Consider the following 25424-nt stretch of genomic DNA (forward strand, 5'->3'; position numbering starts at 1 on the left):
TTAAATCTCCTGAGCCACCAACTCTACATGTGTTAAGACGTTGTTCTTTGGAGTTGCTCTTCCCATGGCCCTTGGGATGAATCTTTTTACTAGTACTCCTTTGTGAACTGTTGCATTTACAATTTTTAATCTATCTAAATCCATTCCTTTGTATTCTGCATTTGATTCTAAATTGTCTAAAACCTTGATGAATTCTTTTGCGGTTTTTTGTGGATATCGTCCAGACATCATTCCAGGATCTGCTCTATGTCCTACTTGGTTGTTGAATCTTCTAAATGCAATTGCTCTTTCTTTGTTGACTACTGCTTGGAGATAGTCTCTTGCTTTTTCAATTGATAGACCTTTGATTGCAACAGCAACTTCACGTGCATGTTTGTGTGAGATACCTTTCTCTCTTAATGAAGAGCGAACATGCTTTGTTGCGTCATAATTTTGAAATGCGTATCCGAATCTTCCCATATCAATCACTTCAGTGGCACATAGAGACTGGATCGTGATGCTCCTACACCTGGTGCACCATGTGAGACTCTTCTGTTTGTTATTACATATTCACCCAAGTAATGTCCAATCATTTCTGTTTTAATGTGGACTGGAACGAATTCTTTACCTGAGAAAACATTTACTGGAACGCCTACCATGTATGGCAGGATAATTAAATCTCTACAATGAGTTTTGATTGGATTTTTTAGCTTCCCTGCTTTTGCTGCTTTGATCTCTTCAATTAATTTTCTTTTACCGTCGGTAATTCCTCTTGTAAGTGATCTTCTTTGTCTTGAATTGAATAATTGGAATAATTTTTCTAATGACATATTTTCTAATTCTGCCTGTGGGATTCCTCTGTATGAAAATTCTTTAACCATTTTACATTATCTCCTTTGTTTGTATTGTTGAGGTTCTATGGTCCATATTATAGCATTCCTATCTTTGTTGCGAGGTCACGAGCTTTTTCAGTTGTTTCAAACTGTACAAATGCTTTCTTTCCATAAATTGTTCTTGCAGTGTTTACGCTTATTGCTTTTTGATTGTAAAGTGCATTAACAGCTTCTGCAATTTGTGGTTTACTTGCTGATCTGTCTACGATAAAACAAATTTTACTTTCATTTTCTACCATTGCAAATGTTTTTTCTGTGATGTATGGTTTCAAAATAATTTTAACTGCTTGATCTACATTCATTGTACTTTCACCATTACCTCCAGATGTGTTGATTTTATTTTTGCAATTTCATCTAATGCTGATTTTGTATATACTGTTAATCTAATGGGGTCTGAGCCTGGAGCTAAATCCAAAACACTAAGATCTTTTACTGCTTTTACTTCTACTCCTGGAAGTGTTCCGCATGCTTTGCTAATTTTTGATGAATCTTTTGTGACAAACAAAACACTCTTTCCGACTTTCTTGCTTCTTCCTCTAAGTGATGACTTTCCTGATCTTGCTTTTCTTGCTTCTAATCTGTTAACGTCATCCATTAGCTTCAATGATTCTAATGCTTTAGAAATTTCAGTTGCCTTGGTGATTGATTCAATCTCATCAGACACAACAATTGGAAATGATTCTATCTTGTCGACCTTGTGGCCTCTTGATTCTACTAACTTCTTTGATGCTGTTGCTGCAATTGCAGAACAAAGTGCTAATTTATTTTCTTTTTTGTTTAGTTTCTTATGAATGACTTTGTCAACTATTGGTGGATGGGCTTGTCTTCCTCCTCTTACTGATGCTACTCCTCCTGCCTGACCTTGTCGTCCACCTCCCCCGCCTCTCATCTTGGCAATACGTGATTGGCCTTGACCTGTTGGAGGATCATTTGATCTTGCGACAACATCCATACCTGCAGTTGGATGTCTTCCCTGTGGTTGGAATTTGTGTGAGTTTAGATTAGTGTATGCTTTATGAATTAACTCTGGTCTAAATGGTGTTGAGAATACTAGTGGGAGTTCTATGTCTCCTTCTTTTGCACCGCTAATTGAAAATGTTGTGGTTTTCATTATACAACTACCTCCAAAATATTTGGTTTTGTTACTTTGGGTGGAGCATTTCTGATTTGACTTCTCAGTTTGATTAGTCTTCTATATGTTCCAGGAACTGAACCTTTTAGAATGATGAAATCCCCTTTGACAAGACCAAAGTGTTTGTAACCTCCTTCGGGATTTATTTTCATTTCATTTTCTTCAGTATTGCTTATGATCATGATTCTTTTGTCATATTCAACTCTTTGATGAAATCCCATTTGTCCTGCTCTTGGAACTGTGTACATGATGTTCTGTGGTGAAATTGGACCAAGTGAACCTAGTTCTCTTACAGTCTTTCTTGATTTGTGTTGTTTTCTCTTTGCACCCATTCTTTGAATGACTCCTTGCCATCCTTTACCTTTTGTAATTGCTGCAACGTCAACACTTGCACCTGTTTCAAAAATCTGATCAATCTTAATTTCTTTACCAAGTAATTCTTTTACATGTGCAAATTGTTTTTGTATGTCTCCTCCACTTACTGATGCTTCAAAGACATATGGTTTCTTTTGCTCTAATCCTGCGTCTCTTGGCGAAACTGCTACAATTGCAAAAATCTCTTTAATTTTTCCTAATTTTTTTTCTGCATCATCTATTGCACCTTCTTTGTTTTTTACAGAAATTTCTTTAGATATGTTCTTTGGAAGTTCCTCTGCATATACATCAAATTCTGCATGTCTTCCGTTGTGATCTTTTGAATATCCTCTAACTCCTAAAACTAACACTGGTGGAGTTACTAATACTGTCCCGAGACTTACGAGTTGTTTTCCTGCGTTTGGTGTTTTGTCTCTGTCATCAATACTGACAATTTGAACACACCCTGCTTTGAAACCACAATGAGCTAGAATCTTTGGCTCTTCAGAAGCAAGCTTTGGCCAAGCTCTGATTCGTGCCTCCATACTTTGAGCACGTTTTCTTGGATAGTATGCCATACTTCCTCTACGTGGCTGACTGTGTTTTCTATGTCCCATGGATAACCCACAATCATCGAAAACCGTCTAATAAACCCTGTGAGAAGTGGTTAACCTTGAAAATTTACTTGGTTAACAATAATTTTCTTAATTTGGATCATGGTTCAAGCAGACTTGATGCTGTATTCCATATTGTAATCGCACCAAAAACCACACCTGCTACTCCTAATCCTATTGCCAATATCAAAAAATTTTTTCTCTCAACCATTATTTCCAATATTTTGACCAATACTATATGCATTAATGATTGCAAGTGTGCCTAGGATGGCTTCTTCCAAACGGACAGTCTCTGTTGCCTGGTTTGGGAAAAAATTTAATGATTTTGCATTTTGAATGTTCTTTAGTTTTCCTCCCAGAATTTCATGTACTCCCTTTTCAGGAGATCCAAAAATCAGCAGAGTCGGGATGTTTGTCTTTATGTATTTTGATAATTGTTCTTTTGTAGCCGTTTTTCCTTTTCTTGATGTAATTATGGTGTTACCTTTCCATTCTGTCATTAGGGAAAATAAATTTGATCTTTCTTTAACAGAATAGCCCCAATACGTTGGAATTTCACTACGTTGTATTTCTTTGACTGAAAAATCTGGATATCCTACTTTGAATTGAACTGTAGTCCTCTTCCCAATTCCAGATTTGCCAAAATATGGTACTAGTTGATTTATTCCAACATCCACAAACCTCTTTCCTTTTATGCTAACTACTATTCCTTCTCTGATGTCTCCTCTGTTGATCTTTTTTGGGTTTGCAGGTGTTATGTGGCTTGGAATTTTTAGAGGTTGTAGGACTCCTGCAAATTTTAATTCATTCATTTTTGGAAAAAGTCTCTTTCTGAGAAATTGAGGTGTTTCTAAATACTTCAAAATAGTTACAAGTAGATTTCCATCTTCTTTGTTATTTCCTTCTTGATAAACATAAATTGTATCTATTTTAAAAATTGCACACGCTCTTGCAAGAATTGAAATTTTTCTTGTTTTATCCATTTTTGTGGTTTCATCAGACAAAGATGATTCTGGAATTGCAATAGATAGTTTCAATGTAATAATTCACGCAGAATTTAAAAATTAGTTTTTATCGTGTGGATACTTCTCTTTGGCAGTAGTTGCATATGTTTTAATTTGATTTTCTGAAATAATTTCAAACAAACCACTATCTGATCTTATGTGTGCCATTCTGATATGGCTTGTTCCTTCTTTATCTTCACTTGCTAAATAAATTCCAGCAGCTGCCAGTGCAGATGCATCCTCTAGTGAAAGATCTTCCTTGTATGTTTTTTCTAGAAAGTCTGTTACTTGATCAGAACCTGAGCCAATGGCAATTGCATCATATGAGATGTAAGTTCCACTAGGATCTGTTAAGAATAACTGGGGTTTGCTATTGATGACCCCGCCTAATATTAGGGCCACACCAAATGGTCTTACTCCTGCATATTGTGTAAATTGCTGACACTGATCAGCCAAATGTTTTGCAATCGTTTCAACTTCTACTGCTTCATCGTAAATCATTTTGTTGCTTTGTGAAAAGAACCTTGCATTATCTACCTGACTTCTTGCATCTGGAATGTATCCTGCAGCTGCAACTCCTACATGATCATCAATTTGGAAAATCTTTTGAGCAGTCTCTGAAATTTGCAGTTTTCTTGGTTTTTCCTCTACTGCTATCACGATCCCTTCTTTACATTTTATGCCTACTGCAACAGTGCCTCTTCTTACTGTTTCAATTGCATATTCTACCTGATACAATCTACCGTCCGGTGAAAATACCGTGATTGCTCTGTCGTAACCTTGTTGTGCAGGAAGCATTTGATTCCAATGCTTTGAAAGTTTAATTTAAACTCTGCCCATATGCTGAATCTCTTTCCGCTAAGATCGGAGCCTGTCTCAAATCACAAAATATGTTTCTCAAGATTAATTTGAGTCTGTTGATGGTAAATATCGTGCAATTTGAGATAGATTTTTTCGGACATGAAAATATTAGATCAAACCATCAAAAAACAATTGAGATTACAAAAGAATCAGATCTTACTCCTCAGGGTGATTGTATAATTGGAGTAAATGCTACTTCCAGCTGTTCTGATTTGCCTCTTGCAATGAAAGAAAAACTAAAGGATCCTAAAACAAAGGTGTCATTTCTAATTAAAGTAGATGAGTATGAGTTTACTGTTGAGGGCAGAGGACATGAAAATCTTTCATTGACTCATTCTGAGGATATTGTTATAAGAAAAAGCGACTTTGTATGTCCCAGAACACTGGCTGTAAAATGCGACAAGGCATCTGATGTTTTGCCACGTGAAATGGTCTCTCTTCTTCGAAATCCAAAAACGAAAGGAAAATTTGTAATTATTATAGAATAAACTGTGACAATTTTATAGGAATACTACTTACTTGCTTTATGGGTTTGAAAACCAAAATATTCATTTTAGTACCACTAGCTGCTTTTGCTGCAATTATTTTGGGGTTTGGAATGTATAACACCATCTGCAAAAACTCTGTAGTTGGGTTGAATTGTTGACTATATCTGAAATTGTTTTTACCAATTACTATCTTTAGTAAAATCTCCTTTAGCAAGAATTTCTTATGCTATTAGATTTTAGATTTATTGTGCAAAAACATACTGTTGAATTGCCATTGTCAAAAAAACCCACAGATGCGGAAGTAAGGAAACTAAAAGATTATTTCAGAGAAATGCCCGTTGATGAAATTTTGACTGGCTTGAAATTTGCAAAAAATAGATGGTCTGCTAAAGATGCTGGAACATTAAAGGTTGGAAGAAAAAGTATTATTCAAAAAGAAGTCCATTCTGTTACAACTGAACAAGCACAATGGAGGCTCAAAAATTGGAAGATGATGATTGCCAATTATCGAAGACGTGGGTATAGCTATCCGACAATTTCTAGAATAAAGAAAATATTAATTCAAAAAAGCAAAAAGAAAAAATAATTTTTCAAAACTATAAACTAGTAGAAAATTGTGGTTTTTTCATGACAATTGAACAAGCAAAAGAGATGATTAGATCAAAAATAGAATCAAAGGAGAATCAGATTAAATTAAGAAAAAGTCAGGTAGATGCAGGAAAGTTTGAATCCATGATTGAAATAATAGAATTTGAAATTAAAAACTTACAAAAAGATATTGAATTTTTAAAATCTTTAAAAATGGAGTTAGAGTGACGTTGTTTTTACTAGATGAAGATATCTGAATCTCTCTTTTGAACAATCTCATTTTTGAGACTAGCTGGAATATCTGGGATCTGTTCTTTTGTTTGCCCCGCAATTACTGAATGTGCTTCTTCTAATATTGCTAATGTGTCAGCACTTTCATGTCCTCCTATGTTCATTGGTTCTACTCCTTGCATTGATGAGCCACTCATTACATCACCAAGAATTTGCGACAAATCTTGCATTGATGCATTTGCCTCTGGCATGATGCTACTTAATGATGGACTTAATCCCTTGATTATTGACATACAGGGACTAAGTGTCACAACAACATCTCCAAGTTCTGACACTGTGTTTAATCTAAGTTGAATTTGTTCCATGGATAGTTTTGCACCATTAACCATGTTTTTCATTTTTCTTACTTGGACTAATTCTGCAGCATACGCTTGAGCGTAAGCATTGTTTCGAGATTTTTGTGCATTTACAACTTTTTCAAAAATACCATCGTGTTTCTTTTGTAATTTTTCGGTGATGTTTTCTAATTTTGAAATTTGAAACTGTAATTTTTTCTGAGCCACATCGATTTTATTTTTTAATGGAATGTCTGGTTTTACTTTTCCCATTACTCTTTGAGATATGCTTTCTCTTTCAGTTTTGTTCCAAGAATTGCTGATCAAACCTAACTTTCCTCATTCTGACTCGAAAATTTTCTTTTAAACAGGTTTGTAACCGTAGGGTGTGTCACTCTGGTTACATAAGGGGATGGTTACATTATCCAAAAGTGAACGTGAATATTTGAAATCCTGGGCTGCGTACTTTGATTTCTAAGACGTGAGTAGATGAATCATTGCTCTCTATTATGTTGTATAATCCTGGCTCGCTTACTGTGATTTTATTTCCTGTTTGCATGTCTTTTCCTGCATGCTGAGATGGTAATGGTTTTCCGTCAAGGAATATCTCCAATTCTCCATAATTTGCCGTGACAATATTGACTTGTTTTGCATTAAACTGTAATTTTATACTGCCCGTTTCTGAAACTAACTCCATGCTGTCTTGAAGATTTTTCCAATCTCCTATTGGATAGAATTTATGTAAATCGATTTTTTCAGGTTCATTATATGACACTGTTTGTTCTTTAACAAACCCCTCGCCACTTCCTAATTGATTTCTTCCTTGTGCAAACTTATATCCGAAATACAGTTCTGGCGTTCTAAATATAGTATGTTCGAACTCTTCAATGTTCACAAGTGCTTTATCTGTTGCAATTTGCATTCCTAATGACTGTGCTCTCTCTTCTAACAATTCTTGGATAATTTTTTCTGTTTCTTGATATGCCCCTTCCCCTATGTGATCATATCTGATGTATCCTTCATGATCTGCAATGTATTTTCTTGGCCAATATCTATTTTCAAATGCTTTCCATGTCTCCATTTCGTTATCCATTACTACTGGATATGAAATCCCATGTTTGTCAATTGCCATCTTAACATTGTTTGGATCTTTTTCAAATTCAAATTCTGGTGAATGTATTCCTATAATCAATAATCCTTCATCAGAATATTTTTCATTCCATGCAGTAATGTATGGTAATGTTCTAACACAATTAATACAACTATAAGTCCATATGTCATACAAAATTACCTTGTCTTTCATTTGCTCTTTGAGTTTTTCTGGAGTTGTATTGAGATAATGAGCAATACCTACAAGATCTGGTGCTTTCTTAAACCCTGATTTGTCTATTGTACCATCTAGATTTTCAATTATTGTAGCACTTGGTTTTGTATCTAATGATGAAAACACAGTACTTAGTATAATTACTGCCACTACGATTCCTACTCCGAACATAATTGATGTTTTAATTTCTGACTTCATTTGATCACCCTAAAAACAACAATTCGTTGAGAAGTGGAAAGTTTGCAATATATGCAATTTGATTCGTAAATACTAACACGCCTAAAATTATGATAAATCCACCTAAAATTAGATTGTAATATTTCAGATGTCTACTCATTGCTCTGATTACTCTGTTTGCCCTTGAGTAGAATACTCCTATTAGAATAAACGGAATTCCTAATCCTAATGAGTATGCAAGAAGTAGATTGAATGCAACTGATGGCGTTGTTGCAGCCAATGTAAGTATGGTTCCTAAAATAGGACCAACACAAGGAGTCCAACCTGCAGCAAAAGCTAATCCAAATACAAATGACATTGGATAACTAGCCTTTGATCTTTTTGGAAAAAACTTTTTTTCAACATTTAATCTGTTTATTTTTGTAGATAACAACAAAAAGACACCAAAACCAACAATGACTATTCCTCCCACTTGGTTTAGTATTTCGGTTAATTCTCCTGCCGAACTTGACAGAACGCTGTTGATGATCACCCCCAATGTTGAAAATACTACGGAAAAACCAAGTACAAAAAATATTGAATTTAAAACAATGTTTGCACGGTTAATTGAAATTGTTTTTGTCCTTGATTCTTGATTTAATTCAGTTAAGGTGGTGCCTGAAATATATGCCAGGAATGCTGGAATCATTGGCAAAATGCATGGCGCAACAAATGATCCTAATCCTGCTAGTGCAGCAACTGCAAAGGTAATTTCTGCCATGCTATGGTTCTTCAAATTTTGCATTAAAGGCTTATTCCAAATTTGTCCCCAATTGCATTTCGTTTTTATCTAGGGTATGCTGAAATTTGATATGAATAAACGATTTGTCATAGTCGGTATTGTTTTAGGCATTATTGTTACTGCTGCAGTTCTTATAGGATCCCCTATGTTTGGCGGATTTGATATGAGCCGATAATTTTTTTGTGTGTTTGACACATTCAAATTTTGAATTTATTTGATGCGCTATCAAATACCGATAACGCAGTATCTATGTCTTTTTCTGATAACCATGATGTAACTGATATTCTTAATCGTGCCTGATCTTTTGGAACAGTCGGATATCTGATTGGTTGTGCAAATATGCCTCTTTTGAATATATATTCGCCAAATTCCATTGCTTTCTTTTCATTTCCGATAATCAGTGGAATTATTTGACTTTGTGATTTTATCTCATATCCGATTTGTTTTAGCCCGTCAGATAGTTTCTTTGTATTTGATAGTAATTTTTTTCTGTATTTTTCTCTGTTTGATTCTAATTTATTTAGCGAATAATCTATCAAAAAAGATGGCAATGCCGATGTATAGATAAATGATTTTGATCTGTTTATGCAATAATCAATAACGTTTTTTTGTGAACAAATGTATCCGCCAAAAGATCCTAATCCTTTACTAAGACTGCTAATGTATATGTCAATTTTTTTTGAAACATTGTAATGATTTGCTGTTCCTTTTCCGTCTTTGCCAAAAACAAAATCTCCATGTGCATCATCTAATATCGTAATTGCATTTGATTTTTGTGCAACCTCTGTTATTTGATCTAATTTTGAAAAATCCCCGTCCATGCTAAACACTCCTTCTGTAATCACAAACTTGTTTTTTGCATTTTGTTTGAGTTTTTTTTGCAGATCATCTATATCATTATGATTGTAAATTATGATTTTAGCTCCTGATAATTTACATGATTCAATTATGCTTGCATGATTTAATTTATCACTAAGTATGATGTCTCCTTTTTTTGCAACTGCCGAAATTGTTCCCAAATTTGCCATATATCCTGTTGGAAACACTAGGGACTCTTGTTGCGATTTGTGTTTTGCAAGTTTTTTTTCTAATTTTTTGTACGTTTCATCGTTTCCTGAAACAAGTCTTGAACTTGATTGCATTTGCTTTATTTGCGTTTTTTTTGAGGGTATCCCCAAATAATCATTTGAGCAAAAATTCAGCAGTTTTTTTCCATTAATTGTAACATGTGATCCCTCTGATTTTACATACTTTAGTTTTCTGTGTAGGTGGTTTCTTTTAATCTGGTCTAATTCTTTGTCTATGAATTTCAGTTTAGGCTTCAAGGCCTATCTTTTTTATCATCTCGATGTCTTTTTCTGCATTATTTCCACCCATTGTGAGATAACCTGATGTGATGATTCCGTTTGCTCCGCTTTGTAACAATTCTTCTCCTGAATCGTCCAAATTGGTTTCGCGACCTCCAGAAATTTTAATCACGGATTCTGGTAGCAAAAATCTGATCACTGAAAACATCCTGATTATTTCTGATTTTGGCAATGGTGTTTGTAATTCTAATGGCGTTCCAGGTATTGGAACCAAAATGTTTATTGTGACTTCTTCGGGAAATAATGCAGCAAGTTCTATTGTAAGCTCTAGTCTTTGTTTTCTTGTTTCTCCAAGTCCTATGATGCCTCCGGTACAGAGCTCCAATCCTGCATCTCTTGCAATTCTTAATGTCTTTATTCTATCATCATAGGTGTGAGTTGTACAAATTTCTGCAAATTTTGATTTTGCAGTCTCTAAGTTGTGATTGTATCTCTTAACCCCCAGTTGTTTTAGTTTTTTTGCTTGTTCTTGTGTAAGAAACCCTAAACTGCATTCTACACTAATTCCTACTTTTTGATTAATTTCATTAATGATTATGCATACTTTTTCAAAATCCTTCTGAGATGGCTCTCTCCATGCTGCAACCAAGCAGTATGATTCAGCGCCATCTTGTTTTGCTACCCGTGCTCTTGATACAACTTCTTCAGGTGTTGGTAATTGGTATGTTTCAACACCTGTATCAAAAAATGCAGATTGTCCACAAAATGAACAATCCTCACTACATGCGTTTTTCTTGATATTGTTTAGTTCTTCTACGTCTACTTTATCTCCATTAAAATCACGTGTAATTTCATTTGCTGCTCTTGCAAGATCTGAAATATTCTCATCTGGAACTTCAAACAATCTTTGTACGTCTTCAGCAGATATGCCCGTTCCAGAAAATACTTTTTCTTGACATTCTTTGATAAACTCTTTTGCAGAACTCATCTGATTATTTTTTAGAAAATTCCCGTTAAATAAGATATTGGAAAGGTTAACCTTGGTTACTGAAGGGGGTTAACACAGTAGGTGTTTTTTGGCATTTTTTATGGTCAAAATGGCCTTTGAGATTAGAATGCTTAACTCCTTCTCAGATATTGCCAATGGAGGTACAAGCATAACGATATTTCCTAACGTCCTGAGATAAATCCCGTTTTTCTTTCCCGTTTCATAAAATATCTTGTTGATTGATTTTTTTGGGTGGATTGGCATTTTTTTGGCCCTGTCTTGAACCAGTTCTATTCCCATCAGCATTCCTTTGTGCCTGATATCGCCTACAATATCGATTTGTGAAATCTCATCATAGTATTTTTCAAATATTTTTGATGTTTTCTGAATTTTTTTAATCAAGTTATTTTTCTTATACAATTTGATGTTTTCATTTGCAACAGCAGCTGCCAAGGGGTTTCCTGTATATGTGTGACCATGAAACAAATGTTTCCAATCGTTAAACTCTCCTAAAAATGAATCATAGATTTTCTTACTTGCAAGGGTAGCTGCCATTGTTAGGTATCCTCCAGTTAACATCTTGCCATATGCCACAATATCTGGTGAACTTTTTTGACTTGTATACTCCGTCATAGATCCAAGGCGGCCAAATCCTGTTGCTATCTCATCAAGTACTAAAAGGACATTGTATTTCTTACAGAGGTTACTGATTTTTTTCTGGAAATCTTCTGGATAAATTATAACGCCTCCTGCAACTTGTGCGCCACTTTCCATTACAAATGCTGCAATGTTGTTATCATTTGATAGATGTGCTTCAATTTTGTCTAAGCAGAAATTTTGATAATCAGACAGTGTGTAGTTTTTTGGAATTCTGTATTTGTTCGGAACTGGGATTTGTATTGTAGAGAATAGTTGTTTTTTAAATTTACCAAAAAATTCTGGAACATATCCTACTGCCATGGCACCAAATGTGTCTCCGTGGTATCCATTTTCTAATGTAATGATCTTTGTTTTTTTCTTTTCTCCTAGGTTGTGCCAATATTGTAATGCGAGTTTGAATGAAATCTCCATTGCAGACGACCCATTGTCTGAATAAAACACCTTGTGCATCCCAGGCGACAACTTTACAAGAGAATCTGCTAGTTTTTCAGCAGGCTCATTTGTAATGTTAAACATTGAAGAGTGCTGGAGTTTCTTTGTTTGATTGTTGATTGCCTTGACTAGTTCTGGCTTTGAATGCCCCCATACGTTGCACCACATTGAGGCTACAGCATCAATCATTTTGTTGCCTTTAGAATCAACTAGCCACATTCCTTTGGCATTTGTTATTTTGTCAAACGAACTCCATTCTTTCATCTGAGTGTTTGGGTGCCATACAGAACTTTTCAACTGATTTAGTGTGTTTTTTGAACTTAATAATCAACCGAAGAATTAATCAATAAAATACCTTGACTTAGATCATGAAATCTCTGTTCATTGCAGGCACAGATACTGATGTTGGTAAAACATACATCGCTTCTGGTCTGGCAGTTGCTTTTCGAAAGATGGGTCATGATGTTGGTGTGATGAAGCCTTTTGCCGCAGGAACTGCTCAAAAAAAGGGATTTCAATCCGAAGATGTTGAGATTTTATCAAATGCCGCACAAGTAAAAGACCCAGAAAATTTAGTCAATCCTCAATTCTTCCCAATACCTGCCTCGCCTTACACTGCATGGAAGAATCTAAAGATAAAACCCAAAATTTCTACGGTTTTATCAAATTTCAAAAAACTCTCAAAACTACATGATTTCATACTTGTGGAGGGAATGGGAGGTGTGATGACTCCTATTCTAAAAGATTACCATGTCGTAAATTTGATCAAAGATATGAAAATCCCTACCGTGATTGTAACAAGAAGTAAGATTGGAACGGTAAATCATACGATTATGACTATAGATGCGTGTAAGAGATTCAAAATCCAGATCAAAGGTATCATCATAAATAATTTTGATGGTGATGGTTATAACATCAAAGAACTAAAACGAGATTTGCAAAATCTTACAGATGTCAAAGTTTTAGGTTCGATTCCATTCATAGATGATATGAGTGATTTTTCATTAAATAAAATTTTCAAGAAAAATCTTGATTTGAAATCATTAATGTGAAAAATTAAACCCGCAAAATTTTAAACTTGTTTTGACCCTGAACATTTACAAACTTTGCTATATCAAAAATTATGTCTGCAAATGAATTTTCATCTTTCCCAATAATGTATGTTTTGTTCTTAACATCTTGTTTTTCTGACAATACTAGCCATATGTTCTGTGTTTCAGATTGGATTTTTTTTAATTGATGTATTTTTTGAATAATTTGATCTCTGTTGTTTGTTTTGGGGATGCATATGATAAGCGTCTTTTGACTGTCTTTTTCTAATGTCTTTACATCTGGAATTACAATGTCTAATTCGATTCCCTGGCACTCTATTTTTCTTTGACTGGTGATCAATGCATTTGTTAAAAGATAATGAAGTATCCCTGTTGCTAAAATTCCTAATGCTTTGTGTTTTTCTTCTATTGCTATTGCTTTATCATAACAATTCATCATGATGTCATTTATGATGTCGGAGAATTTTTGTTCTGAAACTAATTTCTGAATTTTTTGCTCTGATTTTGAAATATATTCAAATAGAAAATCCTTTACTGGATTTGGCTCTTCTTGCATCATTCGTTGAATACGTAGCGTCTTTCGCCTCTAGACTCTACATCTGTCTTTACATTAACTAAGACAAACTCATGTTTTGGATTTAGTTTTGATTCTTCTGGAGATAGTTTGTTTTCATGCAGTTCCTCATATTCATCTAATGTAAGTTTTCGTCTGTCTCCAATCTCTGCTTCAAGATTCATGTTCTTTACAATTTCTTCGTATTCTGGTTGTACTAACCCACTAAACACCATTGCACTACTTCCACTTCCATAAGATCCGAACCCTATTCTCTTTCCATTTAGATCAATTCCTTTTTGATATTCAAATTCCAAACTACTTCTAAATCCAAGGTATAGTGATGCAGTATACAAATTACCAATCATCTTTGATGCAATTAGTGAACTTGCAAGTTTTGCTTCATAAACTTCTTGGAACTCTGGTGTTTTAGTAAACAATTTTGTAAATTCGTGGTCTTTTGCCATGAACTCTTGGTCTCCTAACACTGATTCAATTGTTCCTCGTGGATCTTTTGGAACTGGTTCTTCCATCCCTATACTCTGAATGATGTTCTTCCATCTTGGCAATTGTCTCCATTCGTGTCTTACAAGATATGCTAATGCTTTTTTACCCATGTTGCTATATGGCAAGTGCATGTTAAGATAGTCAATATGATCCAAAATTGTTTCACCTGATTCTAACTTCATCAATCCAGTAGCCAGTACTTTTTTCTTGTATGCTTCCAGTGCTTTTCTTACTTGAATCATGTAAAGCAAATTGGAATATTGACCATGAACGATTGGCGTTTCTTTTCCAAATGGTCTGTAAAAATCATATTCATCTTTGATTGATGTTGATGTTACTTTGGGATCAAATGCCAATAATCTTGGTTTGTCATTTAGAAGCATTGCAACAGCTCCTGCACCTTGCGTCATTTCGCCACTAGAACCCATGTCGTATTTTGCAATGTCTGACACCACGACTAGAGCACTTTTTCCTTCTGCCTCTCCTGCTCTAATCCAATTAGTATTGTCATATAGTGCATAAGAGCCACTCACACAAGCAAATTTTGTCTCTACACCACCACAATGCTCAAATGCCCCTTGTCCATAAACTTGCTCTAACATTCCAATTACATAGGAGTTCATTGCTTTTGATTCGTCAAATGATGATTCAGTTGAAACATACAGTCTACCTATGTCTTCTGGAGATAGTTTGTTTTTTTGCATAATTTTCAAGCATGCATTTGCAGCTAAAATTGCAGGATCTTGATTTGTATCAACAATTGCCATCTGCACCACTCCTAGACCTTTTTGCAGTTTCTCAGGGTCTAGCCCTCTTGCCTTTGCAAAATCTGCTGCATCTATGTAGAGTCTTGGTATGTAAATTGCAATGTCGTCAATTCCAGCTGCCATTAAGCTTGCCTCCGTCTATTCACATAAAAGGATATTGAGCTAATTCTATCTTACTCTCCAGGCAACTTTTTGGATATTTTGCTTCAATTTTTTCAAATTGATCGATATTTTTACTAATTTTCCAGCATGGAATTGAAAATTTTCTCAAATTGTGAATATGGCTGTGCCCCGAAGATCTTTGTAACTTTGTTGTCTGGACCGATCACAAAAAATGACGGAGTTCCAGTTAATCCCAATGCCTTTGCATCATTGTTGCTTGCAAGAATTATTTGTGAATGCTTCGAATTTGTCATGCATTCAGACCATTCATCCATATCGAGACCTACTTCTTGTGCAAATTTGAACAAATTATCTGATGACGCCCATCCGTTATTTTCTCCATTCCAATTGTTGTATAGTATGTCATGGTATTCCCAAAACATCCCTTGATCATCTGCGCAATGAGCCCCATGTGCTGCAGTAACTGAATCTGGACCGATTATTGTGTAATCTTTGAAAACCATCTTTACTTTACCCGTTTCAACAAAATTTTTCAGGATACTCCCCTCAGTATTGTGGAAAAAAACATTACAAAAATGACATTGATAGTCACCAAATTCTACAAGGGTGATTGGTGCATTTGGATTGCCCAAAACAGGCGAAGTGTTTTCCAAAAATGTAGCCATTGTGATCTTGGGTGGTCCTGCTTCTTCGTTAGTTGGTGTTTGTTCCATGACTAATTCCTTTTGGTCTGCAAAATTTCCCATTACAAAAAATGTAGCGATTATTATTCCAGCTGTAATTCCTGCACCAATTCCTACAGAAGGACCATGAATCAATGTTTTTGGGAACCTTTTACATCATTTAGTCTTTTGGGATGTCATAGCGATGCTTTTACGCCATCAGGTTTTGTTTCTAAGATAAACATTTCTGATGTTTTTGATGATTTTGAATCCTTGTCTTCTACAGTTATGTTTACTGTCGAAGTTTCTTGGGGTTGTTTTCAGAAATAAAAAATGCTACAGTGAACAATCCCTTTTGATTTGCCGTCTTCAAACCTTTCAATGATGTTTTCTTACTGAACACACTGTAATTGTAACATTTGCATCTGAAATGTACCTTGGTTCTGATTAAAACCTCTAAACGTATTTTGTGTTTTATCATAAATTTTTACATCTGTTTTTGCAGTTTCATTGAAATGGGATCTTAACATATATTCTGATAAAATCATCAAATCATCATTTTTATCATTTGTAGCATCTGAATCGGACACCTTCCAAAATTTGACTGATAAATTTCCTATCTGTCAAAATCATACCTAAATAAATGGGATTTGTATGGAAAATTCATGAAGAAAATTTTTGTCAATGGATACGGCTCCATTGGTAGTAGAATTACTTCTTTTCTAAAAGATGATCCTGAGATATCTGTAATTGGTGTTGGGAAATATTCTCCTGATGATGATGTTAATGTTGCAATATCTAGGGGATTGAATGTTTATGTGCCTGAAAAGAAACTTGATGATTTTAAGAACTTCAAAATTGCAGGTTCCATTGAATCTGCACTAGATGACTGTGACTTGGTTATCGATGCGGCTCCTGGAGGTCATGGATTTAAGAACAAAAAAAATCTCTATGAGCCTAGAAATCTTATGGCTATCTACCAGGGAGGTGAGGCAGTGCATGGCGATGAGGCAGTTTCTGATCTTCTCTTTAATTCGAGAGCAAATTACACTGAAGCATTTGGAAAGAAACATGTCATGCAAGGAAGCTGTAATGTCACTGGTATGGGTAGAATTCTTGAACCATTACGCGAAAAATATGGTGATAGATTAAAGAGATTTGATGTTACTTTGATTAGACGTTGGGCAGATATTGAACAAACAGACAAAAAACTGTCTGATACTATTGAAATGACTGAAAAACCTCATCATGGTGAAGATGTAAAAGAGTATTTTGGAAAAGATGCCCCTCTATTTGTTAGAGCTGTCAAAGTTCCAACAAGACAGATGCACTTACACATAATGGATATTCGATTCAATGAGACTGCCCCATCTCCAGATGAATTGCACAAATTATTTGAAAATGAATATGGTGTAGCGACTCTTTGGACAGCAAAAGGAACAAAAGATGTTAGAGATTATGCAAATACCATGAACTTTAATTTTACAGATACTAACATGATCCACATTCATGCTAACATGACCGTATCTATTGGAGATACTATCCAGATGATGTACTCTGATGATCAAACTGGAATTGTCATTCCTGAAAACCATATGTTGATGCAAGCAATGCTATTTGAGAAACCTTATGAGGAAGCATTCAAACATACGGAATCGATTTTTAACATGAAAGAAAAAAAGATGCAATTACAAGAGCGTTTTGCTAGAACATAGAGTTATTTTTTCATTCTTTCTATTCTGATTTTCTCTGGAATGTTTTTGGTAACTTTTTCAACCACTATTCTCAAGTTTTCAATCTCCAACTTGTCTCCCTCTTGGGGAATGTCTTGAAGTTTTTCGTGTAATAGCCCGCTTAGTGTACTGTAGTCATCTCCTTCTGGCAAATTTGCCTTGAAAATCTCGTTAACACGTTCTATTTCAATAGATCCGTTTGTTTCAATAGTGTCTCTGTCTACTGATTGATAGTCAACCGGTGGTGTAACATCTGTTTCATCTTCAATATCTCCTATAATTTCTTCAATCAAATCTTCTAGTGTGACTAGGCCTTCAACTCCCCCATGTTCGTCGATTACTATTGCCATGTGTGTTTTTCTTCCCTTCATTTCTTTTAGTAGGGAACTCACCATTTTTTCTTGTGATACAAATACGGGTTTTCTGGCAATTTGTTCTAATGTTTTCATCTCCTTTTCGCCCTCCATTTCTTTTAGGATGTCTCTTACGTGAACAAATCCTACAATATCGTCATTGGTTTCTCCAAAAACTGGAACTCTTGAATGTGCATTTTGGTTGATTAGTGGTAGAGCTTCAAACAGAAGCATCTTTGAAGGTAAGGTGAACATCTTTGTTCTGGGTGTCATTACAGTTCGAATTACTGTGTCGTCAAACTCTAATGCACTGTGAACAAGATCACTTTCATCTTTTTCTAACGCCTTATCTACTAATCCTTGTTCTACAATTCCTTTAATTTCATCTTCGGTAATCGGTGGAGAATGGTAACTACTTCCTGTTAATTTTACCATGCCTCGAGTTATTATTTCAAATAATTTCACGACAGGCCAAAACACATAGCTGAAAATAAGTAAGACTGGCGCAAATCTTAATGCAATTTTTGTTGCATTTGCATTACAATATGTTTTTGGGGTGATTTCTCCAAATACTAAGATCAAAAAAGTCATTATTCCTACTGCAATTCCTAGCCCTTCATCTCCAAAAATACGAATTGCCACACTAGTTGCAAATGCAGATGACCCTACATTTACCAAGTTGTTTCCAAGATTTACACTGGACATCATCCATCCTGGATTGTGTTTTAATTTGTAAAGTGCCTCAGCTCCTTTTTCTTTCTGTTTTCTTAATTGATTAACTTTAGAATTTCTAGTCCCAACCAGTGCAACTTCTAATCCGCTAAAAAATCCTGATAGTCCTATTAGTACCGCTAGGGCAGCTAATTCCATCCAAAGATCTACCATGGAACCCTCCAGAAAATTAAATCAGAATAACGACCTTGGTCATTCATTTTATGTTTTATACACCATCTCTTGGTTATCTTTAAAACTAAATTTTGCCATTTAAGGTTTTATCTGTTGTTTGCGCTAAGGTTATTTTGGACAACTATTTTGAGGCTAATTTTTTGGAGGAATTGCAAATTTGTTTTGAGGGTTGTTGTGGTATTCTACTGGCAACATTGCATCTTTTTGACGACCTGTGAGGATTCCTACCACTATGTCATCTTTTTTGATGATTTCCTCATTCATTAATTTTTTAATCCCTGCAACCGATGCACCTGATGCCATTTCACAATCAAACCCATTGAGCCCTACAACTGACATCCCATCTAACATCTCTGAATCTGAAACTGAGGTCACGACTCCGTTTGTGAATTCCAATGCACGTAATCCCTTGAGAATATTTGCAGGCCTTCCAATTTGAATTGCTGTTGCTTTTGTCTTTGGCCTCTTGTTTTCTTTATCTAAATGAGCATAATACCTGTCAATTAACTCTGCATTTGGGTTTCCTTTATTCCATCTTAATTCCTCATCTTCAAATTTTCCATTGTACAAATCAGATAATGTGTTTGCACCTTCAGCATTAATTACAGCTATTCTTGGAATTTTTTTAATCCATCCCCACTCATAAAGTTCCATTAGTGCCTTGCCACAACTTGATGTGTTTCCAAGTGCCCCACCAGGATATACAATCCAGTCAGGGGATTCCCATTTTAGATACTCTAATGCTCTGAATGGAATTGTTTTTTGACCTTCAATTCTAAATGGATTGATGGAATTAACTGTATAACCTCCATGGTTTTTTGCATCATCTAATGACTGTCTTAATGCATCGTCAAAATTTCCATCTACCTCTACAATCTGAGCTCCAAATTGATATGCTTGACTTAATTTTCCAGGTGCAATTTGACCTGCTGGAATATACACATCACAGTTTATTCCCTCATTTGCTGCAAACATCCCTGCAGAAGCTGAAGTATTTCCTGTGGAAGCGCAAACAATTTTTTTTGCACCTACCATTTTTGCATGAGTTACAGCTGTTGCCATTCCATTATCTTTGAATGAACCACTGGGATTGTAACCCTCTGGTTGCAACCACAAATTATTACTTGAAATCCCAATAAAATCTGCAGCCTTTGTCATATGATATGGCTTTGATTGTCTTCCTTCAGACCCATCTAATGAAACCAAAAACTTACTGCATTGTTCTATGTTTTCTGTATCTATTTGACAAAAGTTTAACAGTTCACGAAATCTCCAAACACCACTTTCATTGAAAATGATGTTTTGATCCATTCTTCCACGATTTGAAAAAATTTCTTTGAGGTTATCTGATGGTGTTTTTTTGTATTTTACATCTAACAAATGTCCTTTTTCACATTGAACATTTGTGCTTTCTATTGGGTATTCTAACCCGCATTGTGGATTTATACACTTTAGAAAAGCATCGCCCTGCATTGTTAATTAGGAGACAAAACTTGATAATTTAAAGTTAGAAGTAATTTCTTGATTTTAATAAAAATTATCTATTTTTCAACTACGTGTTGATCTAAAACCCCGATACACTTGTTTAGTATTATATTGTCAGAAATTGCTTCTGTTTCTTTTAGGTTGAATTCTTGAAATAACTGCTGATCATAATCTGAAAGATCATTTCTATATGTAGTACATGCAGAACGAATTAATCGCCAGTAATAATAACCCTTATTCATTTCTACGTTGATCTGTTCAGGCTCTAATTTTAAAATTTGATCAAGGTGTTCATAGTCTGTCTTGTAATTGTCAAATTTTTCTTTGACTATTTGTGGTAATTCTTGATACCAATCCCTCCCCTCGGAAGTTTTTTCAACATTACGTAGTTTCTGTAGTTGGTATGTTACCGAATCACGTAACATGTCTAGTACATCGATTGATTCTAAGAGTTTCATTAATTCAGGGTTAATCATGTTAATCGGTAAGAAAATAGTCAAATTAAGCGTATTGTTCATAATCAATTTGGATATTTGCCATAATTGCTAAACTTTAGATTGAATGAATTTTTAGAAAAAATTATGGTTACATGGAAGGAGTATTTGGCAAGTATTTTACAAAAAATATTAGATTCCTATTCTGTTTTACAATCATTAAATGACAAGCCGGGTGACTTGGCCATTATAGAAAAGGAATTGTTGAAAATTAATGGGTTTTTTAACGTACTTGTCACAAAATTAGATTCTGAGAACTATGATTCAAAAAACCTTGAAACTCTTAAATCAAAATTAAATTATTATCTTGAAAGCTATTATTTTGAAAAAGAAATTCAAACAATGACTCCGCTGTATTCAGAAGATACAAACAGAATCAAAAACATTAGACTAAAAATATTGGAATCCTTACAAGACAAGAAATTAATCACAAACATCGAAACTATTATTGAAGATCTTTGATTGAAAAACCAAAAAAATGCGTATTGTGTGGATGTAAAGACCACAAGCTTATTGGTTGCTCAAAACACGTGTCAAAAAGGTGTTCTTGTTTTAAGGATGATTGAAAATACTGTGAAAAATTACTTTCTTTTTGGGCCTGACCTGACATGGAAATTTAAACAACATTTGCATTCTTTTGAAATACACTCTTCTTCAGAGTGATGATCACAAATACCACATTCACAGCTTCTTGCCATGCATTCTCTTTGTTTTGTTTAGAATATAACTAATGCTACAATTTTCCTGATTTTCAGGTCAAATGGTTCTATTTTTTAGATTTTGATTTTTTTGTGGTTTTTTCAGGTTTACCTTCGAGTTCTTTTTCAATTTCTGCAGCTTTGTTATCTACGGCTTTGATGATCTCTTGAATTATTCCGTCAAGATCACTGTCTTCAGCTTCTGGCTCGACATTACCTGCAATTTCATTAATTACATTAGAAATTTCGGCACTAACATCCTCGAAACTTTCAGGATCCTCATATGCTGCATTGTAAAGATTTTTGAGATTGTTAATTTGACCAATAACTTGATCAGTTAAGACAATTCTGTAATCCGTACCGTTTACATCAAATTCTTTTGAACTCATATCTGAGATTTCAAATTTTAATGCTTAAATGTTTTTAGTTCTGCTTGTAACATGCACAGAGATTAGTTTTTTAAAAAATGATGTAATCTAGTGCAGAAGCATCACTGATCAATGTTGTATGACGTGACCCTACCACATATCCATTTTTGATATCACTTGCAGGCACCCATCTATTTGTTGAGGTATAATGACGTTTTTCAGCTAATTCCCTTTCAATTGCTTCTATGTCAAACTCACCTTCTTCAACTTCTTGAGTGCTTAGGTGTTTTACGGTAACTAAAATTTTGTTTACTTTTACTCTGTCTCCAAACTTCCATTTTATTGGGGCTGTTTCATCTGAAACCTCCAATATTTTGATCTTCATCTGTTTATTTCCAAATGCATCATGGCTTACAAGTAACCTCTCATCTGTAAATTCCTCAAAACTGATTCTTGAATTTCGTGAATCTTCTGCCTCTGATACTGTCTCTAACAATGATTCAATTTTAGTGTCGTTATCGGATACGATTATTTCAGAATCTTTTATCTCGTTCTTTTCTTCTGACATAATCTTATTCTTTGTCAATCATTAAAAAATGATCCTGATAAAAACTGAAGATTTAGGCACTAGATCGATATTTTGTTTTGAATGGCATTGGATGATCTTTTAGATCTATTTTTTCTCTTTTACCGTTAATTTTTGCATATATTACTCCGTCATAAGTACACACACAATCAGTGATAGGAAGGGCATCGTCCCAGATTTTGTAAAACTCCCTTAATTCTCTATTTTCGTAGATTCCTTGACCTACTCTTTTTTTTGACAAAAATTTGAATGCTAAAATGACATTTCTTTTCTTGTAAATGTCAAATGTGTCTGTCCATTTTTTACACCTCTCAATTTGATCTGCAGGTACCGGAAGTGATGTGCTTGTCCCAGATTTTGCTTCAATTGTAAAAATAGAACTATCTAATGTATTTACAGCCAATACGTCTGGTAATGCAATACTTGGAGAGCCTAGTCTAAATGCCCTCCAATCTGAAACTGAATTAAATCTTTTAACCAGAGTGTCTTCCCAGTTGTATCCTCGCTGCCTTCGAGTCCTGGCAATTTTTTGGTTTTTCTTTTTATTTTTCCTGTTAGCCTTTGGTTTTGAAACTGTGATTGCAATTGTTTTTGACATCATGATGCTTTGTTCCTTTTTTAGATATAGAGAAGTGGGTAATTACATAATACCCGTTAAAATTCCTTGAGTTATTCGTTTCTTATTAATGATAAAACAAGCACAATCTCCAATGGAAGAACAACTGACCTTTGAGGAATTCATAGCAACAAGGCCAAAATCTGTCCAAAAACTGGCAAGAACAACAATGAGAATACTGAACATCTTCACCAATATCACATATTCAAAATCCTTTGATAAGATTGTAAAAGAGTGTCCAAAAGAAACGATAAACGAACATCTGATTATGATTCTCAAAAAGTTTTCAATTTGGTGTCAACAGGACCATCCTGAAATAAAATACCATGTAGTATATGGAAAAACATTATCTCACAAGAAAAAATCGTCAAGGACAATCAGTGCATATACATCAATCATCAGGGCTGTTTTAGAAGGTGTTTATGGAATTGAATTGTATGCTAGAAATTTCAAAAAGAAACTCTGTATTCCAGAACCAAACGACTTTGATCCTGAACCATTTACAAAAGACGAAGTAAGAATCCTATGTGATTATGCCCGAACAAAGCACAAGCTCCATTATATGGTTCTAAAAGACTCTGGGCTCAGAGTAGGCGAATCAGTGGCAATCAGGAAAAAACACATCGATACAACCAAGAATCCAATTGAAATTCTTGTTCCTGCAAACATTACAAAGACAAAGAAGACTAGAACTACATATGTTACAAGAGAGACTGCACCAATGCTCATAGGTAGACTGAATCAGATAGGCGATGATGACTTGGTTTTTGGAACAAATGATGATCAGATGACTGCAACTGTCAACGCTGAAAACTATTACTGGTATCTTCGAGACAAAATTAAGCAAGATTATCCTGTGTTTGATGAAAAATACCAAGAAAATGGCAGATACAAGAAGAATCTTCACTCACTTAGAGCGTATACTGCAACCCAGTGTGCTGAGGCCATAGACGAATCCTTTGGACATGGAATTATTGGCCATAAAAAATACCTTCAGCAATACATTCGAAATCAAGACAAGATGTCTGAGAAATACAAACGAGCTGAAAACCATCTGATGATTTATGAAACTGTTGAAGTTTTAGATAATGATGAAAAAATAGGATATCTTGAATCCCAAATGAAAGAACTGTTCAAGCTATTATCTATGAAAGAAGAGAGAACTGAAAAGATTAGAATGATTGAACAAAGATTATCTCATCTGTAGGTCTATAATCAAATTCTATTGATGTACAAAATGAAGATACACATGGTGTAACTACGCATAACGTTTAACTGGATAATGTTCTTCATAAGTATTAGATTGATTTTCAGAAAACAAATTATGTTGAATAAAAAAAATTGGAATACAAACTACACTGATTTAAAAATCTATTTTAACCAGATATTTAATCAGGTTTGTCTTATTGACAATATGAAATTAAAAAGTGAGAATGTGCTCACAGCGACCAAACCACAAGCACATTCTACAATAAACACCGGAGGTGTTCATATTAGTTAGTACTTTTTCTGAATTTAAACTTAATTCGTATTCTGAATCTGAATTACATTCTTTACTAATTAAGTATCGTAGAGAAGTAAAAGACATTGAAGAAAGAATTCTAAATATTAAGAGGGATTATGTTGAGTTCTCCTTGTAAGGGTCTATGTGATATGAGGCCTGAATCACAGTTGGTCTTAGGCTACAAAAATGGACAAAAACGATGTAAAAAATGTGAAAAATATTTTATTACCAAATCATTGCGTTGTTTTTGTTGTAAAAATCTACTGAGGTGTTCAAGAAAATATCGAAAAAATAGTCAGGAGCTGGCATGAGTGAGCAAAATGAATGGTCCAACACGAAAGAAAATCTATCGTGAACTAGCATTAAGGGATGGTAATTTCTGCCAATTTTGTCGACGAAATCCAGAAGAAATGCAATTAGTAATAGATCACATAGATAATGATAATTCAAACAATGACAGAAAAAATCTTAGAATTCTATGTAGGCGTTGCAATTATGTCAAGAATCCTAGAAGACCAGTCGATGAGTGTGTGAGTGAGAATTTAGATGAAAAAACCGAATTACAGATTAACCGAACAAAAGAACCTGAATTTAAAAAATATGTGGCTCATGAGATTAATGAAAGAGGATCTGTGCCTGAGAACGAATTAGTTTACTCTGGAGCTGAATATCTTGGTGTTTCCCCTGTAACCACTTTAAGATATTTGAAGAAATTGTATTCCTCATTTGGAATATATCAAAAAACCAAACAAAATTCAAAGTATTTTATCGAATACAAAGATGATTTCTATCACATTTGATTTTTAGGCAGATGCATGCGTAAAAAACGAAAATAATGAAATTTAGTCAGGAGTAGGAACAAAAAAAGG

Annotated in this window: 31 protein-coding genes; 8 read left to right on the forward strand and 23 right to left on the reverse strand. The window is 34.6% G+C overall.

All coding sequences use genetic code 11. The features are described from left to right. From NsoK4_RS03870 to NsoK4_RS03900, 7 genes are all read right to left on the reverse strand, one after another. The gene (locus NsoK4_RS03870) at window positions 1-459 is read right to left on the reverse strand and encodes a 50S ribosomal protein L22 (RefSeq protein WP_211688319.1); all 459 of its coding nucleotides are present in this window, start codon (window positions 457-459) and stop codon (window positions 1-3) included. Between the two features lie 5 nt (window positions 460-464). Continuing rightward, on the reverse strand, window positions 465-860 hold the full coding sequence (locus tag NsoK4_RS03875; RefSeq protein WP_211688322.1) for a 30S ribosomal protein S19: 396 nt from the start codon (window positions 858-860) through the stop codon (window positions 465-467). Between the two features lie 47 nt (window positions 861-907). Then, complete coding sequence (locus NsoK4_RS03880; protein ID WP_211688324.1) at window positions 908-1174, reverse strand: 50S ribosomal protein L23; 267 nt, start codon at window positions 1172-1174, stop codon at window positions 908-910. Then, window positions 1171-1983, reverse strand: coding sequence for a 50S ribosomal protein L4 (gene rplD / locus NsoK4_RS03885; protein WP_211688326.1), 813 nt, complete (start codon window positions 1981-1983; stop codon window positions 1171-1173). The genes NsoK4_RS03880 and rplD overlap by 4 nt, the downstream gene beginning before the upstream one ends. Further along, window positions 1983-2975 (reverse strand): 50S ribosomal protein L3, encoded by a 993-nt coding sequence (locus NsoK4_RS03890; RefSeq protein WP_211688329.1) that lies wholly within the window; start codon window positions 2973-2975, stop codon window positions 1983-1985. The genes rplD and NsoK4_RS03890 overlap by 1 nt, the downstream gene beginning before the upstream one ends. A 200-nt stretch (window positions 2976-3175) precedes the next feature. After that, a complete protein-coding gene (locus tag NsoK4_RS03895; RefSeq protein WP_211688331.1) occupies window positions 3176-4009 on the reverse strand; it encodes a putative RNA uridine N3 methyltransferase in 834 nt (277 codons plus the stop codon). A 27-nt stretch (window positions 4010-4036) separates the two neighbouring features. After that, entirely contained in the window at window positions 4037-4774 is a 738-nt protein-coding gene (locus NsoK4_RS03900) for an archaeal proteasome endopeptidase complex subunit alpha (protein WP_211688333.1), read from the reverse strand. A gap of 134 nt (window positions 4775-4908) precedes the next feature. Between NsoK4_RS03900 and NsoK4_RS03905 the strand changes: the two genes are divergently transcribed. Continuing rightward, window positions 4909-5325: a DUF371 domain-containing protein gene (locus tag NsoK4_RS03905; RefSeq protein WP_211688336.1), complete on the forward strand. Its 417-nt coding sequence runs from the start codon at window positions 4909-4911 to the stop codon at window positions 5323-5325. Here NsoK4_RS03905 and NsoK4_RS03910 read toward each other — a convergent pair. Further along, complete coding sequence (locus tag NsoK4_RS03910; protein ID WP_211688338.1) at window positions 5315-5539, reverse strand: hypothetical protein; 225 nt, start codon at window positions 5537-5539, stop codon at window positions 5315-5317. The genes NsoK4_RS03905 and NsoK4_RS03910 overlap by 11 nt on opposite strands. 33 nt (window positions 5540-5572) lie before the next feature. On the opposite strand from NsoK4_RS03910, the gene NsoK4_RS03915 reads away from it, so the two are divergent. After that, complete coding sequence (locus tag NsoK4_RS03915) at window positions 5573-5911, forward strand: hypothetical protein (protein WP_211688340.1); 339 nt, start codon at window positions 5573-5575, stop codon at window positions 5909-5911. 41 nt (window positions 5912-5952) lie between these two features. Further along, window positions 5953-6141, forward strand: a complete 189-nt coding sequence (locus NsoK4_RS03920) for a hypothetical protein (protein ID WP_211688343.1) — start codon at window positions 5953-5955, stop codon at window positions 6139-6141. Between the two features lie 11 nt (window positions 6142-6152). Here the strand turns inward: NsoK4_RS03920 and NsoK4_RS03925 are convergent, their stop codons facing one another. The 6 genes from NsoK4_RS03925 to bioA all read right to left on the reverse strand — a co-directional run bounded on the left by NsoK4_RS03925 (window position 6153) and on the right by bioA (window position 12412). Continuing rightward, a complete protein-coding gene (locus NsoK4_RS03925; RefSeq protein WP_211688345.1) occupies window positions 6153-6806 on the reverse strand; it encodes a Snf7 family protein in 654 nt (217 codons plus the stop codon). Between the two features lie 94 nt (window positions 6807-6900). Next, entirely contained in the window at window positions 6901-8001 is a 1101-nt protein-coding gene (locus NsoK4_RS03930; protein ID WP_211688348.1) for a redoxin family protein, read from the reverse strand. Window positions 8002-8005: 4 nt separating this feature from the next. Continuing rightward, window positions 8006-8740: a cytochrome c biogenesis CcdA family protein gene (locus NsoK4_RS03935; protein ID WP_211688350.1), complete on the reverse strand. Its 735-nt coding sequence runs from the start codon at window positions 8738-8740 to the stop codon at window positions 8006-8008. A 218-nt stretch (window positions 8741-8958) separates the two neighbouring features. Beyond that, a complete protein-coding gene (locus tag NsoK4_RS03940) occupies window positions 8959-10086 on the reverse strand; it encodes a pyridoxal phosphate-dependent aminotransferase family protein (protein ID WP_211688352.1) in 1128 nt (375 codons plus the stop codon). Continuing rightward, window positions 10076-11056 (reverse strand): biotin synthase BioB, encoded by a 981-nt coding sequence (gene bioB / locus NsoK4_RS03945; RefSeq protein ID WP_211688354.1) that lies wholly within the window; start codon window positions 11054-11056, stop codon window positions 10076-10078. Before bioB ends, NsoK4_RS03940 begins: the two co-directional genes overlap by 11 nt. Before the next feature lie 69 nt (window positions 11057-11125). Beyond that, a complete protein-coding gene (bioA, locus tag NsoK4_RS03950; protein ID WP_249111185.1) occupies window positions 11126-12412 on the reverse strand; it encodes an adenosylmethionine--8-amino-7-oxononanoate transaminase in 1287 nt (428 codons plus the stop codon). Window positions 12413-12516: 104 nt separating this feature from the next. Between bioA and bioD the strand changes: the two genes are divergently transcribed. After that, window positions 12517-13200 (forward strand): dethiobiotin synthase, encoded by a 684-nt coding sequence (gene bioD / locus NsoK4_RS03955; RefSeq protein ID WP_211688358.1) that lies wholly within the window; start codon window positions 12517-12519, stop codon window positions 13198-13200. 4 nt (window positions 13201-13204) lie between these two features. On the opposite strand, the gene NsoK4_RS03960 is transcribed toward bioD, so the two are convergent. From NsoK4_RS03960 to NsoK4_RS03970, 3 genes are all read right to left on the reverse strand, one after another. Beyond that, window positions 13205-13759 carry a hypothetical protein gene (locus tag NsoK4_RS03960; protein WP_371816019.1) on the reverse strand — a complete coding sequence of 185 codons (555 nt, stop codon included), beginning with the start codon at window positions 13757-13759 and terminating at the stop codon, window positions 13205-13207. Further along, a complete protein-coding gene (locus tag NsoK4_RS03965; protein ID WP_211688361.1) occupies window positions 13756-15150 on the reverse strand; it encodes a hydroxymethylglutaryl-CoA synthase family protein in 1395 nt (464 codons plus the stop codon). Before NsoK4_RS03965 ends, NsoK4_RS03960 begins: the two co-directional genes overlap by 4 nt. Before the next feature lie 113 nt (window positions 15151-15263). Then, window positions 15264-15968 carry a thioredoxin domain-containing protein gene (locus NsoK4_RS03970; protein ID WP_211688363.1) on the reverse strand — a complete coding sequence of 235 codons (705 nt, stop codon included), beginning with the start codon at window positions 15966-15968 and terminating at the stop codon, window positions 15264-15266. Between the two features lie 509 nt (window positions 15969-16477). Here NsoK4_RS03970 and NsoK4_RS03975 point away from each other — a divergent pair. Then, window positions 16478-17527, forward strand: a complete 1050-nt coding sequence (locus NsoK4_RS03975; protein ID WP_211688365.1) for a type II glyceraldehyde-3-phosphate dehydrogenase — start codon at window positions 16478-16480, stop codon at window positions 17525-17527. Between the two features lie 2 nt (window positions 17528-17529). Here NsoK4_RS03975 and NsoK4_RS03980 read toward each other — a convergent pair whose 3' ends face one another. The 3 genes from NsoK4_RS03980 to NsoK4_RS03990 form a co-directional block, all read right to left on the reverse strand. Next, window positions 17530-18783 (reverse strand): hemolysin family protein, encoded by a 1254-nt coding sequence (locus NsoK4_RS03980; RefSeq protein WP_211688367.1) that lies wholly within the window; start codon window positions 18781-18783, stop codon window positions 17530-17532. A 153-nt stretch (window positions 18784-18936) separates the two neighbouring features. After that, window positions 18937-20277, reverse strand: coding sequence for a threonine synthase (thrC, locus tag NsoK4_RS03985; RefSeq protein ID WP_211688369.1), 1341 nt, complete (start codon window positions 20275-20277; stop codon window positions 18937-18939). A 68-nt stretch (window positions 20278-20345) separates the two neighbouring features. After that, window positions 20346-20765 (reverse strand): hypothetical protein, encoded by a 420-nt coding sequence (locus NsoK4_RS03990; protein ID WP_249111152.1) that lies wholly within the window; start codon window positions 20763-20765, stop codon window positions 20346-20348. A gap of 105 nt (window positions 20766-20870) precedes the next feature. Between NsoK4_RS03990 and NsoK4_RS03995 the strand changes: the two genes are divergently transcribed. Beyond that, window positions 20871-21245 carry a hypothetical protein gene (locus NsoK4_RS03995; RefSeq protein ID WP_211688372.1) on the forward strand — a complete coding sequence of 125 codons (375 nt, stop codon included), beginning with the start codon at window positions 20871-20873 and terminating at the stop codon, window positions 21243-21245. Between the two features lie 304 nt (window positions 21246-21549). On the opposite strand, the gene NsoK4_RS04000 is transcribed toward NsoK4_RS03995, so the two are convergent. From NsoK4_RS04000 to NsoK4_RS04010, 3 genes are all read right to left on the reverse strand, one after another. Continuing rightward, window positions 21550-21870, reverse strand: a complete 321-nt coding sequence (locus NsoK4_RS04000) for a hypothetical protein (protein ID WP_211688374.1) — start codon at window positions 21868-21870, stop codon at window positions 21550-21552. A gap of 70 nt (window positions 21871-21940) precedes the next feature. Beyond that, a complete protein-coding gene (locus NsoK4_RS04005; RefSeq protein ID WP_249111155.1) occupies window positions 21941-22417 on the reverse strand; it encodes a hypothetical protein in 477 nt (158 codons plus the stop codon). A gap of 52 nt (window positions 22418-22469) precedes the next feature. Beyond that, window positions 22470-23033 carry a resolvase gene (locus NsoK4_RS04010; protein ID WP_371816026.1) on the reverse strand — a complete coding sequence of 188 codons (564 nt, stop codon included), beginning with the start codon at window positions 23031-23033 and terminating at the stop codon, window positions 22470-22472. An 88-nt stretch (window positions 23034-23121) separates the two neighbouring features. Here NsoK4_RS04010 and NsoK4_RS04015 point away from each other — a divergent pair, with 88 nt between their 5' ends. Both NsoK4_RS04015 and NsoK4_RS04020 read left to right on the forward strand, forming a co-directional pair. Then, the gene (locus NsoK4_RS04015; RefSeq protein WP_211688380.1) at window positions 23122-24258 is read left to right on the forward strand and encodes a tyrosine-type recombinase/integrase; all 1137 of its coding nucleotides are present in this window, start codon (window positions 23122-23124) and stop codon (window positions 24256-24258) included. A gap of 617 nt (window positions 24259-24875) precedes the next feature. Then, the gene (locus tag NsoK4_RS04020) at window positions 24876-25355 is read left to right on the forward strand and encodes an HNH endonuclease (protein WP_249111186.1); all 480 of its coding nucleotides are present in this window, start codon (window positions 24876-24878) and stop codon (window positions 25353-25355) included. The last annotated feature ends 69 nt before the right edge of the window (window positions 25356-25424 follow it).

This window comes from Nitrosopumilus sp. K4, from assembly GCF_018128925.1.
Taxonomy (GTDB): Archaea; Thermoproteota; Nitrososphaeria; order Nitrososphaerales; family Nitrosopumilaceae; genus HKST03.

Excerpts from the sequence above, each read along its gene's own strand:
- NsoK4_RS03920 (WP_211688343.1), top strand. The coding sequence starts at position 5,953 with ATGACAATTGAACAAGCAAAAGAGATGATTAGATCAAAAATAGAATCA.
- NsoK4_RS03890 (WP_211688329.1), bottom strand. The coding sequence starts at position 2,975 with ATGGGACATAGAAAACACAGTCAGCCACGTAGAGGAAGTATGGCATAC.
- NsoK4_RS03930 (WP_211688348.1), bottom strand. The coding sequence starts at position 8,001 with ATGAAGTCAGAAATTAAAACATCAATTATGTTCGGAGTAGGAATCGTA.
- NsoK4_RS04010 (WP_371816026.1), bottom strand. The coding sequence starts at position 23,033 with ATGTCAAAAACAATTGCAATCACAGTTTCAAAACCAAAGGCTAACAGG.
- NsoK4_RS03870 (WP_211688319.1), bottom strand. The coding sequence starts at position 459 with ATGGGAAGATTCGGATACGCATTTCAAAATTATGACGCAACAAAGCAT.
- NsoK4_RS03990 (WP_249111152.1), bottom strand. The coding sequence starts at position 20,765 with ATGATTAACCCTGAATTAATGAAACTCTTAGAATCAATCGATGTACTA.
- NsoK4_RS04020 (WP_249111186.1), top strand. The coding sequence starts at position 24,876 with ATGAATGGTCCAACACGAAAGAAAATCTATCGTGAACTAGCATTAAGG.
- NsoK4_RS03980 (WP_211688367.1), bottom strand. The coding sequence starts at position 18,783 with ATGGTAGATCTTTGGATGGAATTAGCTGCCCTAGCGGTACTAATAGGA.
- NsoK4_RS03965 (WP_211688361.1), bottom strand. The coding sequence starts at position 15,150 with ATGGCAGCTGGAATTGACGACATTGCAATTTACATACCAAGACTCTAC.
- NsoK4_RS04000 (WP_211688374.1), bottom strand. The coding sequence starts at position 21,870 with ATGAGTTCAAAAGAATTTGATGTAAACGGTACGGATTACAGAATTGTC.
- rplD (WP_211688326.1), bottom strand. The coding sequence starts at position 1,983 with ATGAAAACCACAACATTTTCAATTAGCGGTGCAAAAGAAGGAGACATA.
- thrC (WP_211688369.1), bottom strand. The coding sequence starts at position 20,277 with ATGCAGGGCGATGCTTTTCTAAAGTGTATAAATCCACAATGCGGGTTA.
- bioA (WP_249111185.1), bottom strand. The coding sequence starts at position 12,412 with ATGAAAGAATGGAGTTCGTTTGACAAAATAACAAATGCCAAAGGAATG.
- NsoK4_RS04005 (WP_249111155.1), bottom strand. The coding sequence starts at position 22,417 with ATGTCAGAAGAAAAGAACGAGATAAAAGATTCTGAAATAATCGTATCC.
- NsoK4_RS03900 (WP_211688333.1), bottom strand. The coding sequence starts at position 4,774 with ATGCTTCCTGCACAACAAGGTTACGACAGAGCAATCACGGTATTTTCA.
- NsoK4_RS03880 (WP_211688324.1), bottom strand. The coding sequence starts at position 1,174 with ATGAATGTAGATCAAGCAGTTAAAATTATTTTGAAACCATACATCACA.
- NsoK4_RS03875 (WP_211688322.1), bottom strand. The coding sequence starts at position 860 with ATGGTTAAAGAATTTTCATACAGAGGAATCCCACAGGCAGAATTAGAA.
- bioB (WP_211688354.1), bottom strand. The coding sequence starts at position 11,056 with ATGAGTTCTGCAAAAGAGTTTATCAAAGAATGTCAAGAAAAAGTATTT.
- NsoK4_RS03995 (WP_211688372.1), top strand. The coding sequence starts at position 20,871 with ATGGTTACATGGAAGGAGTATTTGGCAAGTATTTTACAAAAAATATTA.
- NsoK4_RS03960 (WP_371816019.1), bottom strand. The coding sequence starts at position 13,759 with ATGATGCAAGAAGAGCCAAATCCAGTAAAGGATTTTCTATTTGAATAT.
- NsoK4_RS03935 (WP_211688350.1), bottom strand. The coding sequence starts at position 8,740 with ATGGCAGAAATTACCTTTGCAGTTGCTGCACTAGCAGGATTAGGATCA.
- bioD (WP_211688358.1), top strand. The coding sequence starts at position 12,517 with ATGAAATCTCTGTTCATTGCAGGCACAGATACTGATGTTGGTAAAACA.
- NsoK4_RS04015 (WP_211688380.1), top strand. The coding sequence starts at position 23,122 with ATGATAAAACAAGCACAATCTCCAATGGAAGAACAACTGACCTTTGAG.
- NsoK4_RS03975 (WP_211688365.1), top strand. The coding sequence starts at position 16,478 with ATGAAGAAAATTTTTGTCAATGGATACGGCTCCATTGGTAGTAGAATT.